The organism is Pseudomonas sp. GW821-FHT01A09 (assembly GCF_058986725.1).
In genome coordinates, this window is the sequence record NZ_JBYSWB010000024.1 from 1 (window position 1) to 16,109 (window position 16,109).

13 protein-coding genes are annotated in these 16,109 nt (G+C 64.2%); 6 read left to right on the plus strand and 7 right to left on the minus strand.

The window, feature by feature from the left end; all coding sequences use genetic code 11:
• Window positions 1–190: 190 nt before the first annotated feature.
• Together AC3WJP_RS22330 and AC3WJP_RS22335 are read right to left on the minus strand one after the other, a co-directional pair.
• Window positions 191–475 carry a HigA family addiction module antitoxin gene (locus AC3WJP_RS22330; protein WP_493722884.1) on the minus strand — a complete coding sequence of 95 codons (285 nt, stop codon included), beginning with the start codon at window positions 473–475 and terminating at the stop codon, window positions 191–193.
• Window positions 476–488: 13 nt separating this feature from the next.
• Window positions 489–767: a type II toxin-antitoxin system RelE/ParE family toxin gene (locus AC3WJP_RS22335; protein ID WP_493722883.1), complete on the minus strand. Its 279-nt coding sequence runs from the start codon at window positions 765–767 to the stop codon at window positions 489–491.
• Window positions 768–1,052: 285 nt separating this feature from the next.
• Here AC3WJP_RS22335 and AC3WJP_RS22340 point away from each other — a divergent pair, with 285 nt between their 5' ends.
• The 5 genes from AC3WJP_RS22340 to AC3WJP_RS22360 are packed head-to-tail and all read left to right on the plus strand — an operon-like array spanning window position 1,053 to window position 8,678.
• A complete protein-coding gene (locus AC3WJP_RS22340; protein ID WP_493722882.1) occupies window positions 1,053–2,435 on the plus strand; it encodes an efflux transporter outer membrane subunit in 1,383 nt (460 codons plus the stop codon).
• Window positions 2,432–3,616 carry an efflux RND transporter periplasmic adaptor subunit gene (locus AC3WJP_RS22345; RefSeq protein WP_493735693.1) on the plus strand — a complete coding sequence of 395 codons (1,185 nt, stop codon included), beginning with the start codon at window positions 2,432–2,434 and terminating at the stop codon, window positions 3,614–3,616. Before AC3WJP_RS22340 ends, AC3WJP_RS22345 begins: the two co-directional genes overlap by 4 nt.
• A complete protein-coding gene (locus tag AC3WJP_RS22350) occupies window positions 3,613–6,693 on the plus strand; it encodes an efflux RND transporter permease subunit (protein WP_493722880.1) in 3,081 nt (1,026 codons plus the stop codon). The genes AC3WJP_RS22345 and AC3WJP_RS22350 overlap by 4 nt, the downstream gene beginning before the upstream one ends.
• A gap of 25 nt (window positions 6,694–6,718) precedes the next feature.
• On the plus strand, window positions 6,719–7,993 hold the full coding sequence (locus AC3WJP_RS22355) for a sensor histidine kinase (RefSeq protein ID WP_493722879.1): 1,275 nt from the start codon (window positions 6,719–6,721) through the stop codon (window positions 7,991–7,993).
• Between the two features lie 10 nt (window positions 7,994–8,003).
• The gene (locus tag AC3WJP_RS22360) at window positions 8,004–8,678 is read left to right on the plus strand and encodes a response regulator transcription factor (RefSeq protein WP_493722878.1); all 675 of its coding nucleotides are present in this window, start codon (window positions 8,004–8,006) and stop codon (window positions 8,676–8,678) included.
• A 191-nt stretch (window positions 8,679–8,869) separates the two neighbouring features.
• Here the strand turns inward: AC3WJP_RS22360 and AC3WJP_RS22365 are convergent, their stop codons facing one another.
• From AC3WJP_RS22365 to AC3WJP_RS22385, 5 genes are all read right to left on the minus strand, one after another.
• Complete coding sequence (locus tag AC3WJP_RS22365; protein WP_493722877.1) at window positions 8,870–9,814, minus strand: hypothetical protein; 945 nt, start codon at window positions 9,812–9,814, stop codon at window positions 8,870–8,872.
• Window positions 9,815–10,037: 223 nt separating this feature from the next.
• Window positions 10,038–11,159 carry an ABC transporter substrate-binding protein gene (locus AC3WJP_RS22370; protein WP_493722876.1) on the minus strand — a complete coding sequence of 374 codons (1,122 nt, stop codon included), beginning with the start codon at window positions 11,157–11,159 and terminating at the stop codon, window positions 10,038–10,040.
• Complete coding sequence (locus AC3WJP_RS22375; protein ID WP_493722875.1) at window positions 11,160–13,268, minus strand: TonB-dependent receptor; 2,109 nt, start codon at window positions 13,266–13,268, stop codon at window positions 11,160–11,162. It abuts the gene before it with no gap.
• An 11-nt stretch (window positions 13,269–13,279) separates the two neighbouring features.
• On the minus strand, window positions 13,280–14,044 hold the full coding sequence (locus AC3WJP_RS22380) for an ABC transporter ATP-binding protein (RefSeq protein WP_493722874.1): 765 nt from the start codon (window positions 14,042–14,044) through the stop codon (window positions 13,280–13,282).
• Entirely contained in the window at window positions 14,041–15,060 is a 1,020-nt protein-coding gene (locus AC3WJP_RS22385) for a FecCD family ABC transporter permease (RefSeq protein ID WP_493722873.1), read from the minus strand. Before AC3WJP_RS22385 ends, AC3WJP_RS22380 begins: the two co-directional genes overlap by 4 nt.
• A 223-nt stretch (window positions 15,061–15,283) precedes the next feature.
• Here AC3WJP_RS22385 and AC3WJP_RS22390 point away from each other — a divergent pair, with 223 nt between their 5' ends.
• Window positions 15,284–15,925 carry an HAD family hydrolase gene (locus tag AC3WJP_RS22390; protein WP_493722872.1) on the plus strand — a complete coding sequence of 214 codons (642 nt, stop codon included), beginning with the start codon at window positions 15,284–15,286 and terminating at the stop codon, window positions 15,923–15,925.
• The last annotated feature ends 184 nt before the right edge of the window (window positions 15,926–16,109 follow it).

A 16,109-nucleotide genomic window follows, 5' to 3' on the forward strand; every position in this document is an offset into this window, starting at 1 on the left:
AGCCGGAACGCGGGAACCCCGAGCGTCAGCGAGGGGCCAATGTGGGGCGCCGCCCAGGCTGGAGCGCAAGCAGGGCCACTCCCCAATCCCAATCCCCCCAGAAATCAGCAGATCAGCAGATCAGCAGATCAGCCATCGCCTGAGCAAGCTCGGTATTCGCGTCAACATCGCACGGTAATAGCTGCCGCGATCACGCGACCGCCAGCCGCTCGATGGTCGGGCGGGTCTGCTGGCGAGCCCGCCACAGATCATAGTCAGCCTGGATCCCAACCCACAGCCTTGCGGAACTGATGCCTGCTTGTTCCAGCCGCAGCGCAAGGTCGATAGAGATACCCGCCCGGCCATGCAGGACGCGCGACAGCGCTTCGCGGGAGATACCCAGATGGCGGGAGAACGCGGCGATCGTCAGGCCTAAAGCAGGCAGTACATCTTCGAGTAGTGTTTCGCCGGGGTGGGGCGGGTTATGCATAGCCATGCGAGGGCTCCTTTCAATGGTAATCAAGATAATCGACCAGTTCGATATCCGAGCCAATGAAGCGAAATATCAGGCGCCAGTTGCCAGAAACGCTCACTGACCAATAGCCGTCCAGCTTGCCTTTGAGCGGGTGTAGCCGCCAGCCGGGAATATCGACATCGCCAGGAACCGCCGCCCGATCGATAATCGGCAGCATTCGGGCGAGCCGCCGCGCATGCTCAACGCGGATCCCGCGGGTAGAGCCACTCTGGTAGAAGGCTTTGAGGCCTTGATGCTGGAAGGTCTTGATCATCAGCATAGCGTGACGTCAGGCGTCACACAATGCAAATGACCAACTGTGTCTCGATACGTCCGCGCGTCAACAGGAAGGTTTGTCCTCACCGAGGCCGCTGCAGGCGATCCGAACGGCTACGCAGTCTGGTCCACCGTCCACTTGAGCGACAGGGTCAAGGCTTCAACGGCCGATGCGGCATCCCTAAACAAAAGTTTATCCCGCGGCGAATCCGGCGCTAAACGCCGCCCCCTAATCTGCACCCTGTTCACAACCGTTCGTGTTGGCTTGGGGTGCTGTGTGTCGATGTCCCGTGGATTGCTCAATGTTCCCGCTGTAGTGATGCTGGCCACGCTGGCAGGCTGTTCCATTGTGCCCAGTTACCACACGCCCGATCTGCCGGTGGCCGATCGCTGGGACGGTCAGTCCGCAGTCGCACCTGCGGCCGGTGGGCAGTGGTGGCACGGCTTCGCCAGCCCCGAGCTCGATCAACTGATCGATCAAGGCCTGAGTCGCAACTACGATCTCAAGGCCGCCATCAGCCGCATTGACGAAGCCCGAGGCAGCGCTCAGCTAGTCGGCGCGGCGCAGTTCCCGCAGGTCAGTCTGGGCGGCCTCAAGCAACGCCAGAACAACTACGGCGTCACCCCCAAGGCCAGCGTGTTTGGCGAGGCCACCTACGAGCTCGACTTCTGGGGCAGGAACCGCGCCCGGGCCAGCTCCGCCGATGCCCTGGCCGACGCCACGGTATTTGACGCGCAGACGTTGCGCATGACCCTCAGCGCCGACATCGCCAACGCCTATTTCACCGTGCTGTCGCTGGACGAACGCCTGAACCTGGCGCGCTCGATCGCCAAGGACGCCGAACAAGTGCTCGAACTGGTGCAATACCAGGCCAGCCAGGGCGCGGTGTCCAACCTTGAAGTCGAGCAACAGCGCAACGCTCTGCAAACTTTCCAGGCGGCCGTGCCGACCCTGCAGCAACAGCGCGATCAGGCCTTGTATCAGCTGGCCGTGCTGACGGGCGTGCCCCCCGAAGGTTTCAATATCCATGGCCCGGCGCTGCACACCCTGCAGGCACCGCAGCCGTCGGCCGGCTTGCCCATCGGCCTGCTGCGTCAGCGCCCGGACGTGCAGGCAGCCGAAGCACGGTTGCAATCGGCCAACTTCGATGTCGGCGTCGCCCGTGCGGCGTTCCTGCCGAGCCTGTCCATTGACCTGCTGGCGGGTGTCGACACCCTCGCCGGCGGTGGCATCTGGAGTGCCATCGGCACCCTGGCCCAACCGGTGTTCACGGGCGGCCAACTCAAGGGCCAGTTGAAGTTCGATCAGGCCCATGTGCAGGAGCTGACCGCCAGCTATCGGCAATCGATGCTGCTCGCCCTGCAAGACGTCGAAACCCAGCTCAGCGCCACCCGCGAGCTCGACAAGAACTACAGCCTCAGCCAGGCCGCTGTCACCTCGGCCCGCGAATCCGCGCGCCTGGCCCAAGTGCGCTATCGCCTCGGCTCCACCGACTTCCAGACCCTGCTGATCGTCGAGCGCACCCAATACCAGGCCGAAGACTCGCTGCTGCAAGTGCGACTGGCGCACCTGCAGGCCGCCGTCGGTCTGTTCCGCGCCTTGGGTGGCGACTTCTCGCCGCAGGCCATTGCCGCTTCTACTTCCTCTCAGGCTGTCAAACGATGAACGCGCCGATGAATGTCCACGATCCTGTCGTCAAACCTCGGCTGCGCCTGCGCTCGGTGGTCATCCTCGTGGTGCTCGCCGCCCTGGTTGCGCTGGTGTATGCCTACTGGCCCGCCGAAAAGCCCATCAGCGCCCACGCTGGCGGCGGCCCGGTACCGGTGCGAGTGGCCAAGGTCACCCAGCAGGACTTGCCGATCTGGCTCGACGCCATCGGCAATGTTCAGGCCCTCAATACCGTCAACGTGCGGGTGCGGGTGGATGGCGAGCTGCAGAAGGTGCTGTTCGAGGAAGGCCAGACGGTCAAGGCCGGCGCTTTGCTGGGGCAGATCGATCCGCGGGTCTATCAGGCCCAGGTCGATCAGGCCAAGGCGCTGGTGGCCAAGGACCAGGCGCAGCTGGCCAGCCTCAAGGTCAATCTGGATCGCGCCGTCAACCTGGCCAACGCCAAGGCCGGCCCGACCCAGGACGTCGATACCTATCGCGCCGAGGTCGCCGCTCAGGTCGCCTCGGTCCAGGCTGACCAGGCCGCGCTGGATAACGCCCGGCTGCAGCTGGAATTCACTCAGGTGCGGGCACCAATCGACGGCCGCACCGGTCAGCGCCTGCTGGATGTCGGTGCCATCGCCCACGGCGCCGAAGCCACCGGCCTGGTGACCGTCACGCAGATGAATCCGATCAGCGTGGCCTTTTCCGTGTCCCAGGATCAACTCCCGGAAATCCTCGAAGAAAACGCCAAAGGCCAGCCCCTGCAAGTGCTGGCCCTGCGTCGCGACGCCAGCAGGACCTTGGCCAGCGGCAAGCTGAGCTTTATCGATAGCCAGGTGGCGGCCAGCAGTGGCCAGATCCAGCTCAAGGCACAGTTCGACAACAGCCAGTACCAGCTGTGGCCGGGGGAGCTGGTGAGCGCGCGGTTGCTGGTCAACACCCAGCGCAACGTCACCGTGGTGCCGGTCAACGCCGTGCAGCTGGGCCGTGACGGCAACTTCGTCTACGTGCTCGGCGCCGATGACAAGGTTCAGGTGCGCCCGGTCAAGGCCAAGCAAGTGGTCGACGGCATGCAGTGGATCAGCAGCGGCCTGCAGCCCGGTGAAACCGTCGTCATCCAAGGCCAATCGCGCATCGCCAGCGGCGTCAAGGTCAGGGTGCTGCCAGCGGCCAGCACCCCGGCGGTGCAGCCATGAACGCGCTGGTCAGCCTGATTCAGCGGCGCGTCGGCCTGTGCATGCTGGCGGCGGGAGTGTTGTTGCTGGGGATTTTCTCCTACCTGCAACTGCCGGTGGCAGCGCTGCCGACCGTGGATTTCCCGACCATTCAGGTCACCGCGACGCTGTCCGGTGCCAGCGCCGAGACCATGGCCTCCTCGGTGGCCACGCCTCTGGAACGAGCCTTCGCGGCGGTGCCGCAGGTGACCTCGATGACCTCGTCGAGCGCCGCCGGCAAGACCCAGATCGCCTTGCAATTCGACCTCAACCGCAACATCGACGGCGCCGCCGGTGACGTGCAGGCGGCGCTGTCGGCGGCCAAGTCGCAGTTGCCGAAGACCATGACCACCGACCCGACCTTCCACAAGATCAACCCGGCCGAAGCCACGGTGCTGTCGCTGGCGGTCACCTCGCCGACCCGCACCCTGCCAGAGCTCAACCTCTACGCCGATAACTACCTGGCCCAGCGCCTGTCGCAGCTGCCCGGCGTCGGCCAGGTGGATTTCCATGGCCAGCAGGTGCCGGCCATTCGCATCCAGATCGACCCCGACGCCATGGCCGCCCGCGGCCTGACCCTCGAAGACGTGCGCAGCATCGTCGGCATCAGTACCCTCGACCAGCCCAAGGGGAACCTCGACGGCGCGACGCGCACCGTGACCCTGGGCACTTCCGATCAGTTGCTCGAACCCCAGGGCTATCGTGATCAGGTGGTCGCCTATCGCAACGGCGTGCCGATCAAGGTCAGCGACATCGGCCGGGTGGTGGCGGGGGCCGAGGACACCGAGCAGTACGCGCGCATCAATGGCGAGCCGACGGTGATCGTCGACATCCACAAGCAGCCGGGCTTCAACGTGCTGTCGACGATCAACGGCATCAAGGCCAATCTGCCGGTACTGACTGCCTCGCTGCCGCGGGACGTGCAGATCCTGGTCGCCGGGGATCGCACCCAGACCATCGACGCCTCGATCAAGGACGTGCAGTTCACTCTGATGATTTCGGTGCTGCTGGTGGTCGTGGTGATCTACCTGTTCCTGCGCAAGGCCACCGCCACGCTGATCCCGGCGATGACCATCCCGCTGTCGCTGATCGGCACCTTCGGGGTCATGTACCTGCTGGGCTACAGCCTCGACAACCTGTCGATCATGGGCCTGGCGATCGCCGTCGGCTTCGTGGTGGATGATGCCATCGTGGTGATGGAAAACATCGTTCGCCATCTGGAAATGGGCAAGTCGCGCTTGCAGGCGGCCGGCGATGGCTTGCGCGAGGTGGGCTTTACCATTGTCTCGATGACCATCTCGCTGATCGCGGTGTTCTTGCCGATCCTGCTGATGTCGGGGATGGTCGGGCGCTTGATGCGCGAGTTCGCGGTGACCGTCAGTGTGGCGATCCTGGTGTCGTGCGCGGTGTCCCTGACCATGACGCCGATGCTCTGCGCCTGGTTGCTCAAGCCCCACGCCGAGGATCGGCCCGCCAATCGCTTCGAGCGGGCCTGCGAGCGCGTGCTGGACCACATCAACGACGGCTATCGGCGCAGCCTCGACTGGGTGCTGGGCCATCAGCGCCTGACCCTGGCCTTCGCCATCGTCACGGTGCTGGCCACCGCGGCGCTGTATGTGGTCATCCCCAAGGGTTTTTTTCCGCAGCAGGACACCGGCCTGATGACCGGTATCGCCGAAGGCGGCGCCGATACCTCACCGGCGCAGATGCTCGGGCTGGTGTCGCAGCTCGCCGATGTGGTCCAGGCTGACCCGGCCGTGGCCAAGGTGTACTTCTGGATCGGGCCCAACCCGACCATCAGTCAGGCGCGGATGGTGGTCAACCTCAGGCCGTTCGAGGCGCGCACGGCCAGTGCCCAGCAAGTCATCCGCCGCCTGCAACCGGCGCTCGATGCGGTGCCGGGCATCAAGCTGTACCTGCAACCCCAGCAGGACATCCAGGTGGGTGGGCGGGTCAGCAAGACCCAGTACCAGTACACCCTGCAGGACCCGGACACCGCCGAGCTGGAGCGCTGGAGCAAGGTGCTGATGGACAAGCTCAAGACCTTGCCGCAATTGACTGGCGTGACCTCGGACCAGCAGCAGGGCACCCAGCAGGCGACCCTGACCATCGACCGCGCCACGGCGGCGCGGCTGGGCGTGAGCATTCAGGCCATCGACGACGTGCTCTACGACGCCTTCGGCCAACGCCAGGTGGCAACCATGTTCACCGCGCTGGACCAGAACCACGTGATCCTCGAGCTGGACCCCAGCTGGCAGACTTCGACCGAGACCCTGGCGCACCTGTACGTGCGCTCCACCAGCGGCGCCATGGTGCCCCTCGACCTGCTGACGCACCTGAGCCACGAGCAGGTGCCGATCATCATCAACCACCAGGGCGTGTTCCCGGCCATCACCTTGTCGTTCGATCTGGCGCCGGGCATGGCCTTGAGCGATGCGGTCAACGCCATCGATCAGGCGGCCCTGCAGGTGGGCCTGCCCGATGCCGTACAGGGCAGCTTCCAGGGCACCGCCCAGGCCTTCCAGGCTTCGCTCAAGTCTCAGCCGTGGTTGATTCTGGCGGCGATCATCACCGTGTATATCGTGCTCGGGGTGTTGTACGAGAACGCCATTCATCCGCTGACCATCATCTCGACGCTGCCCTCGGCCGGGTTCGGCGCGCTGCTGGCCCTGCTGCTGGCGGGGCTGGACCTGTCGGTGCTGGGGATGATCGGCATCATCCTGCTGATCGGCATCGTCAAGAAGAACGCGATCATGATCGTCGACTTCACCCTCGAGTGTCAGGCCCGGGGTATGGAACCGCTGGACGCGGTGCGCGAAGCCTGCCTGCTGCGCCTGCGGCCGATCCTGATGACGTCGATGGCGGCCTTGCTGGGCGCCATCCCGCTGGCCTTCGGGCACGGCGCCGGCGCCGAGCTGCGCCAGCCGCTGGGGATCACAATTGTTGGCGGATTGCTGGTATCGCAAGTGCTTACCCTGTATACCACCCCCGTGGTCTATCTTTGGTTCGAGCGTCGCCGCACCAAAGGGTTGGTAATCAGGGGGAACGTACCGGTTTGAGGTCGGTGCGTCGTTTTGGAGCGTTATGGAATTCAAACAAAGCCTGGCGAGGCGAATCGTTGTGGTCTTCGCCTTGATGAGCGCCTTTGTCGCTGGGGTGTTCGCCGTCGGTATCGTTGCCACCGTGCATGTGGTGGAGCGCAAGCTGACCACCATCAGCCTGAGCGGCAACCTGCATCGCCTGTTGATGATGGACAACGCCGATGACTGGCGTTTCCAGCCGGACAAGGACGAGTTGTTCTTCGCCACCGAAGGCCAGGGCGACATGGCCATGACCGAGGACCTCAAGCCGCTGCCCGAGGGTTTCCAGGAAATCAGCCGCGACGACAAGACCTACTACGCCATGGTGCAGACCGTGGGCGATCGCAAGTACGTGCTGTTGCGTGACCAGGAAGACCTCAAGCAGCGCGAGCGGTTGCTGTTCACCGTGGTCACCTCGGGCTTCGTGCTCAGCATCATCCTCGCCGTGCTGCTGGGCTGGATGCTCGCCCGCCGGGTGATGGCACCGGTCATCCGCCTGTCGCGCCAGGTGCGCCATCGCGATCAGTTGCTGGAAATGGCGCCGCCGTTGTCCCCTGATTACGCCGCCGACGAGGTGGGCGAGGTGGCCCTGGCCTTCGATGAGGCCTTGAGCAAGCTGCGCGCGGCGCTGGGTCGCGAGCAGATGTTCACCAGCGATGTCAGCCATGAACTGCGCACGCCATTGATGATCCTCGCCAGTTCCTGCGACGTGCTGCTGGAGACCTCGGTGCTGGACCCGCGCGCTCGTCAGCAGGTCACGCGCATTGCCCGCGCCACCGAGGCCATGACGCAGCTGGTAGCGACCTTTCTGCTGCTGGCGCGGGACAAGGACAACGTCACCGCGCAAGGCAACCTGGTGACCCTGCGAGCGACCGCCGACGAGCTGGCGGACATCTGGGGCAAGCAGATCGAGGCCAAGGGCCTGGAATTCATCTATCACCCGGACCAAGCCATGACCGGTCTCTACAATCAGACATTCCTGCACTCGGTCATGGGCAATCTGCTGCGCAACGCCTGGCACTACTCGGATTACGGTTTCGTCAGCCTGACCCTGACGCCGACCGGTTTTACCGTCGAGGACAGCGGTATCGGCATCGCCCCGGATCAACAGGATGCGATGTTCGAGCCGTTCATCCGCGGGCCGGAAAAACGCGGTGAAGGGCTGGGCCTTGGGCTCTCGCTGGTGCAGCGCATCTGCAACAGCCAGGGCTGGGAAGTCAGCCTGAGCACCCGCGAACCCAATGGCTGCCGGTTCACCGTGCAGCTGCTAAAAGTTTAGGAGACGGCCGATGCGTATTCTCGTGGTGGAAGATCACCAGGACATTCACGACAACCTGATCGAGTTCTTCACCCTCAAAGGGCACGAAGTCGAGGGCGCGCTTACCGGCCTGATCGGTTTGAACCTTGCGGCCTCGAAACCATTCGACGCGATCGTGCTGGACATCATGCTGCCCGGCATCGACGGCAACCAGATCTGCCATACGCTGCGCCATCATTCCAAGTCCAACGTTGCTATTGTCATGCTCAGTGCCCGGGACGAGTTGGCCGATCGCTTGACCGGCTTCGATGTCGGCGCCGATGACTACGTCACCAAGCCCTTCGCCATGAGCGAGGTGCTGGCGCGGATAGAAGCGGTGGTGGCGCGGCGCAGCCGACGGGGCAATCGCATGCTGAAGGTCGGTGCCTTGCATTTCGACCTGGACACCCTGGAAGTGACTCGAGATGGGCAGTTGCTCAGGCTCAACCCGACCAACCTGAAAATCCTCGAACTGCTGATGCGCAAGAGCCCCGGCATCGTGCAACGCCGGGAACTGGAAGAGGCGGTGTGGGGGCGGGATGTGCCCAGCAGCGACAGCCTGCGCAGCAACATCCATCTGTTGCGGCGCACCCTGGACAAGGACTTCGAGCAGCCGCTGCTGCACACCGTGCATGGCTTGGGTTACAAACTGGCGCCAGAAGCGTAGCGGGGGGGCTTGCCCCCGAAAAACTGCCGCCTTGAACATCTTCATCAGGCGGAGCATTTTCGGGGGCAAGCCCCCCCGCTACAGGGTTGCGGTCAATGCATGAACAGGGCGATCAGGATGATCACAGGGATTGGCACACCGAGAAAGAACAACAGTAATGAACGCATGATGGATCTCCTTTCGGGTTTGATTCAGATCGCGCTGGCGCGGTGATGTTCGGTTTCGACATAGGTCACGGCGTCGCGACGGCGACCGCCATAGATGGCTGCGAAGCTGGCGAAGAACGCACCGCACAGCAGTGCCACGAACATCCACAAAGCAGCAGCGGCAGCGACCTTGGCAGCCTGGTCAGCGGCTTTCTGGGCGGCGACCTTGGCGTCTTCGACGCTTTGACGCGCCTGACCGTAGATCTGGTCGACCCGCTGCTCGGCCTGGGCCTGGGTGAGGTTGGTGCGCTGAGTGACCATCTGGGCCAGGTAGGCGCGGTCATCAGCGGCCAGTTGGCCACCATTGGAGATCGTGCGACCGATGATGCGGCTCACTACACCGTGGGCAGCGTCATCGCTGACCGCGACCGGACGGCTGTCGCGGAACAGCGCATCGATAAAGTAGCCGTAGGGGTCGCTGCTGTTGGCAGCAGCTGCACCGGCAACGCTCGCGCCGCCGACCGCTACTGCCGCTCCCGCCTTGGCACCACCGCTGACCACGGCGCTGGCCGAACCGACAACCAGCGCGACAGTAACCAGTGTGGCAACGGCCCACGCCAGAAAACCGTGGGCGGTGTCGCGGAAATACACCTCGTCACCGTGAGTATTCACCCAGCGTGAGCGCAGGCGACCGGCCAGATAGCCGCCCATGCCTGCCGAAATGATCTGCGTCAACGCCAGCCAGACGACCGACGAGATGCCCAGGGTGGTGGCGCTGGCGCCGCGATCCGCCCAAGGCGACATGGCAGAAAAGCCGAGGCCGCTGCCCAGCAGGATCAATATCAACGACAAGGCCGCGGCCCCCGCCGCGCCAGCGAAGATCGCTGCCCAGGAAACCCCTGATCGGTGCGTGTGGCTGCGGTCTGTGACGGTATCTCTGGCCAGCCCGCCGGGCTGGGTCAGGGTAGGTGTTTCGGCGTAGGTAACCATTGTTGTAATACTCCAATGTCGCGGGCAGTGAAGATCCAAAGCAGATCCGTACCAGTGCAGGAGCAGATGTCATGCCAACGCCTGTGTTTTATAAATACCTTAGAAATCAAATAGCTATGTAAAGTTGTAAATCCTTTTTCATGCATTCTGCATGATTGTGCCGTCCATGCCGGGCGAACTGCACAGGAGGTCATGGCTCAGCCGAGCTAGCCACTCGGTCGGATCAGCGAGGAACCTGCGGTGGCAGGCCGGCGAGAATGCGTTGAGCGTCCTCTGTGGTCAGCGAGTAATCGAAAAACTGCCGGTAAAAATCCTGGGTCCTGGAGACCATGTCGACGTCCTTGAAGCGCTCCGGGTGCAGCAGTTGTGCGGCCCACTGCAACTGCAGCGCGACTTCGGTGCCATAGCGGTCCCACGGGAACACTCCGGCGGGGTTGCGCACCACGTGGCCTTGCTGCACGGCGGGCAGTTGGCGCAATAGCGAAGACGGGCCGATGTCGCCCGCGTTGGCGGCGAGCACGATCACATCGGGCTGCCAGACCAGCAACTGCTCGGCCGAGACTGCTTGCAGGTTGCCTTTGAGGCCTTGCGCGGCATTGCGTCCGCCTGCCAACCGAATCCACTGGTCGATCAGGGTATCGCTGCCATCGACCTTCAACGGGTCGAGGGAGGCGATATGCAGCACCCGTGGACGCTGGGCCGGGAGCAGGTCGCCGACACGGGCCATGAGCCTGGTCAGTTGCGCGTCCAGATAGCTGTTGTAAGCCTTGGCGCGAACCATCGGCTGGGTCCCGCCCAGCGCCTGTGCGGTGGCCAGCATGGAGCGTTGCAGGCCGGGCAGGTCGGTATAGCCCATGCGCATCACTGGCACGCCGGCCTGCTCATAGGCCAGCGCCTGGCGATCGCCGCTGCTGGCGAACACCAGATCGACGCGCTCGCTCAGCAGGGTTTCGACATTGAAGGCAGTGCCGTTGATGGCGGTGGCCTGGTTCAGGCTGGGTAGCACCTTGAACATCCACGGCTGGCCTTGCGGATGATTGACCGTGGCGACGATCCGCTGGCCGGCGCCCAGGGTCATCAGCAACACGTGGTGGGCGTACCAGCCATCGGCGATGCGCTTGACCTGAGCGGGTAGCTCGACCTCGCGGCCGCTGTCGTCGCGTACGCACCTGGCCGCGCTGGTGGCTCCTGTGGCGAGGGGGCTTGCTCCCGATTGCGGTGTATCTGACGGTGCAACTGTGACTGCCGAGCCCTGATCGGCAGCAAGCCCGCTCACCACTGGGTTGGCTGCATGTGCGGCGCTGGTCAGGCACATCGCAGCCAGCAATAGAGGGTACCTGCGCATTTACAGATCCACCTGCACCGAGGCCTGCAGCATCCGCGGTGCGCCGAGGCTGGCGCTGGTCTGCCCGGCGCCGGTGTAGCCGTTGAGCCCGCCCGGCACGATGTTGGTCCAGTAATGGCTGTTGCCGACGTTGGTCATTTCCAGGCGATACACCGTGTCGCGCTTGAGCACGCGGGTGCTGTAGCTGGCCCCCAGGTCGAAGGTCTCGTAGCTGCCGACCCAGTGATCGTTGCTGTCATCGATGGGGCGCGCGCTCATGTAGCGTGCGTTGAGGTTGACCGCCAACCCCGGTACCTGCTCGATCTGGTAGGTGGTCAAGAGGTTGGCGGTGGTGCGCGCCAGGCCGACGATGCGGGTGTCTTCGGTGCTGGGGGTACCGGTGTCGAGCAGTTTGGGATCGAGCCAGGTGACCCCGCCGAACATCCGCAGATTACGGGTCAAGCTGCCGTCGGCCATGAATTCCAGGCCGCGGTTGCGTTGCTGGCCGGCAATTGCGTAGACGTCGTTCTGGGCGTAAGCGAACGGGCGTTTCATCTGGAACGCCGCCAGCGACAGGTTGACGCCATCGACCACCCACTTGCCGCCCACTTCCACCATGCGGCTGCGGTATGGCGAGAGGATCTGCCCGGCATTGAGGCTGCCGGCAGGGATGCTGTCGCCTTGTTGCAGGCTGTCGGCGTAGGTCACGTACAGGGTCAAGTCCTCGACCGGCTTGTACATCAGGCTCTCGGCGCTGCTGATGCCGGTGGCCTGGTTGCTGAAGTGTCCGGCCGTTTGCGTGTAGTTGTCGGTGGTCAGGCGACTCTGACTGCCGCTGAGCATCAGGCTCCACTGCGGATTGAAGGTCAGGGTGTCGCCGACTATCAGCGAGCGCGAGGTGGCGTTTGCCGAATGGTAGCGGTCGGTGAAGTCCGGATAGTCGGGTTCGGCAAAGTTGGGCGGGTCGCTCAACGACGAGCTGCCCAGCTTTTGCGTGGCACCCGCCACCGGGTTGTAGTTGTCCCAGTCGAAGCCGGTGAGGCCGAAGGTCAGCTGATGTTGAATACTGCCGGTGTACACCGTGCCATTGAGGTTGGCCAGGTAGCTGTTGATGGTGAAGCGGCTGGCCGTGGCACTTGAGACCGAACTGTTGTAGTGGCCGGCATTGTCGGTGAAGGTGTTGGTGACGGCCGTGGATTCGCGGTCGGCGATCTGCCGCAGGGCGCCGATGTCGAGCTTCCAGTTGTCGTTGAGGTTGTGCTTGAAATGCACACTGGCAGTGTCGGTGGTGTTGTTGTCGCCGGCGTAGTTCTGACCCAGATTGCTGCGGGTGGCATCGAGGGCGTGGGGCAGGGTGACACCGTTGCCGCTGGTGGCGAATTTGCCTGGCAAGCCCTTGTCCAGATAGTTGTAGTGGCTCAGGTTGGTCTCGATGACCGTGTCGTCACTGAGCTGAAAATCCGTGGCCAGGCTCACCAGCTGGCGGCGCAAGGTGCTGCCGGGGGCATAGCTGTGGCCTTGCTCGTCGACCAGGTTGAGGCGGTACCTGATCTTGCCTTCGGGATCGAAGGGGCCGCTGAGGTCGACCGCCTTGAGCCAGCTCATGCCGGTGCCCAGGCCGATCGTGACGCGGTTGCGGGTGAAGTCTGTGGGGCGTTTGGACAGCAGGTTGAAGGTACCGGCCGGGTTGGCCGGGCCGTACAGCGAGCCGGACAATCCGCTAAGCACCTCGACGCCGCCCAATTGCTCGGCCGGGTAGTCGGTGGTCGAGACCACGTTGAGGCCGTCCAGTCGCGAGTTCTGCACCACGCTGCCCTGGAACCCTCGGGTCTGCGGGCGCGCGCCGTCGGCCTGGACCGAGGGCAGGTAGCGGATCATGTCCTTGAAGCTCTTGAGCTGCTGGTCTTGCGTCAGGTCGCGGGGCACCACGCTGATGGAGTAGGGCGTGTCCTGCAATTTGCGCTGGCCCATGGGCCCGACGGTGGCGGATTTGTCCCGCGCCTGCTGCTGGGCACTGTCCACGGCGTTGACGTCGATGGGGGCCAGTTGCACCTCGTCGGCGTGGGCCAGATGAACCGCAGCGCTGAGCAGCAGCGGGGTGAAGGGCAAGCGACGGCGGTTGCGCAGCATGGTGGGGCTTCTCACAAGGGGACGAAAAAGCGTTGGCCTTCGGTGTCGATCTGGCGCACCGAGACGTGATAGAGGCGGTGCATCAGGGCACTGTCGATGACCTCGTGGGGCGCGCCATCGGCGAGCAGGCGGCCGTCGTGCAGCACCAGCACGCGGTTGCTGGCGGCCAGTGCCTGTTCCGGGCGGTGGCTGCTCGACAGCACGCACAGGCCTTGCTCGGCCAGGCGCTGGAGCAAGGCCAGCAAGCGTAATTGGTGGCCGAAATCCAGGCCGGTGATGGGCTCGTCGAGGATGATCAGGCGCGCTTGCTGCACCAGCGCACGGGCGATCAGCACCAATTGCCGTTCACCACCGGACAGCTCGGTGTACAGCCGCTCGCGCAGCGCTTCGATGCCCAATTGTGCCAAGGCAAGGCTGACGGCGTGCAGATCGGCGGCGCCCGGTGCGCGGCCCAGGCCGGTGACCGGCAGGCGACCCTGGGCGACGATGTGTTCGACCCTGTACGGGAAGCTCGGCACATGGCTTTGCGGCACGTAGGCCAATTGCCGGGCGATGGCGCGACGACTCAGGGCATTGAGTGGCTGGTCGTCCAGATAGACCTGGCCACTGGCGGGACGAATCAACCCCAGCAGCAGGCGCAGCAGGGTGCTTTTGCCGGCACCGTTGGCGCCGAGCAGGGCGATGTTGTCGCCGGCGTGCAGGGTCACGGACAGGTCCTGCAGGATCGGCCGCTGGCCCAGGTGGTAACTGAGTGACTCGGTGCGCAACAAGGTCATAGCCAGCCCTTGCGCACGCGTTGCAGCACCAGCACGAAGGCCACTGCGCCGAACAGTTCGGTGATGATCCCCAGTGGAATCTCCCCCGGCGCCAGGCTGCGCGCGGCACCGTCGGCGGCCAGCAGAAAAACCCCGCCCAGACACGCGCTGACCGGCAACAGCCGGGCGTTGCTCGGGCCCACCAGCAGCCGCGCCAGATGCGGCACCAGCAAGCCGACCCAGCCGACCATGCCGGCCAGGCTGACCGTCAGTGCGCAAATCAGGGTGGCCAGCACGATCACCCCGTAGCGGATACTGCGCACCGGTACGCCGAGGCTATGGGCTTCGTCGTCGCTCAAGGACAGCGCATCGATGGCACGACCGCCCAGGCACAGCAGCACGATCCCCATCATCAGCAAAGGCGCGATGACCCCCAGCGCTTGGTGATCGACGGCACTGAGGCTGCCGAGCAGCCAGTAGACGATGCTCGGCAGTTGATCCACCGGATCGGCCAGGTACTGAGTGATCGACAGCAGCGCGGTGAACAGCGCATTGGCGACGATGCCGCCGAGCACCAGCAGCATGATCGAGGGGTTGTAAAACAGATTGGCGATGCCCACCCCGACGGCCACGGCAATCAGCCCGGTGACGCAGGCCAGCGCCGGGATGGCCAGGCCGTGCAGTTGCAGGATGATCCCCAGCGCGGCGCCGAACGCGCAGCCGCTCAGTACGCCCAGCAGCCCCGGGGACACCAGTGGATTGCGAAACACCGCCTGGTACGCAGCGCCGGATACCGAGAGCCCGGCGCCCACCAGCAAGCCGGCCACCACCCGTGGCAGCCGTGATTCGATGATCAGACCGTGCAGCAGCTGAAAACGCCCGGCCGGCATGTCGCCCAGGCCAGCGGCGGCCTTGAAGAATTGCACGGATTCGCTCAGGGATATCGCGTAACGCCCGCATGACAATGCCAGCAGGCTTGCCGCCAGCAGCGATAGCGCGCTGAGCCACGGCAGGGAACATCGGGGGAGGCGGGGCATTGAACGCTCAGAACAATCGGTGTGTAGTGGAATATATAGCGATGCGCTATGAGGCGCTACCTAGACGGCTCGCGGCTGAGTTATCTTTCACTTTCGCGCCTCCGAGACGCGGGCTTTCCCGCTTGCGGCTGAACTCTAGGGTGTCGCAAAGATCAGATGGGCGTTACGCCCGGGGGTACGCTACAGGCGGCCACGGGCCAATGAATGAGCCGAGGAGTGGCATGTGGCTATAAAAGGTGTGATTTTCGATTCCGACGGAACCCTGGTCGACAGTGAAAACGTCGCGGCAGCCTTGCTGCACAAGATGCTCATCGAGCGCGGCATCGAACTGCCCGAAGCCGAAGTGCTGCGGCGTTTTCGCGGCGTGCAGTTCGCGGTGTTCATCGCCGAACTGTGCAAGGAGCACCCGAGCCTGGATGGCGAGCCGTTCATGGTGGCGTTCCGCGAGCGCAGTCTGGAGGCGTTTCGCCAAGGTCTGCAGCCCATGCCCGGCGCCAAGGCCTTCGTCACCAGTCTCGACCTGCCCAAGTCCGTGGCCTCCAATGGTCCGCGGCTGAAGATCGAGACCTGCCTGGGGCAGGCGGGGCTGCTCGAACATTTCGAGCATATCGCCAGTGCCTATGAAGTGCGTTCCTGGAAGCCGGCGCCGGGCTTGATCATCGAAGCTGCGCGCTTGCTGGGGCTGGAGCCCCATGAATGCCTGTTGGTCGAAGACAGCATCGCCGGGGCAGAGGCAGGATTGGCGGCCGGTGCGCAGGTAGCGGGGTTTGGCGAGTTCGATTTCTCGACCTTCGACAACACCGCCAACTTTCACCGCACCCCGACCTATGACGATGTGAACGCATTGCTGCAGCGGCTGCGTTGATTGCATTCTCGGGGATAACTCAAATGCCCGATATAACATCGATGGTCGATACAACCCTGATGCCCGATCTAACGCTGCTGCCCGATACAACCCTGTAGTGAGGGGGCTTGCCCCCGATGCGGTGGGCCAGACACCATCATGGCGTCAGACATACCCCATCGGGAGCAAGCCCCCTCACCAAAGG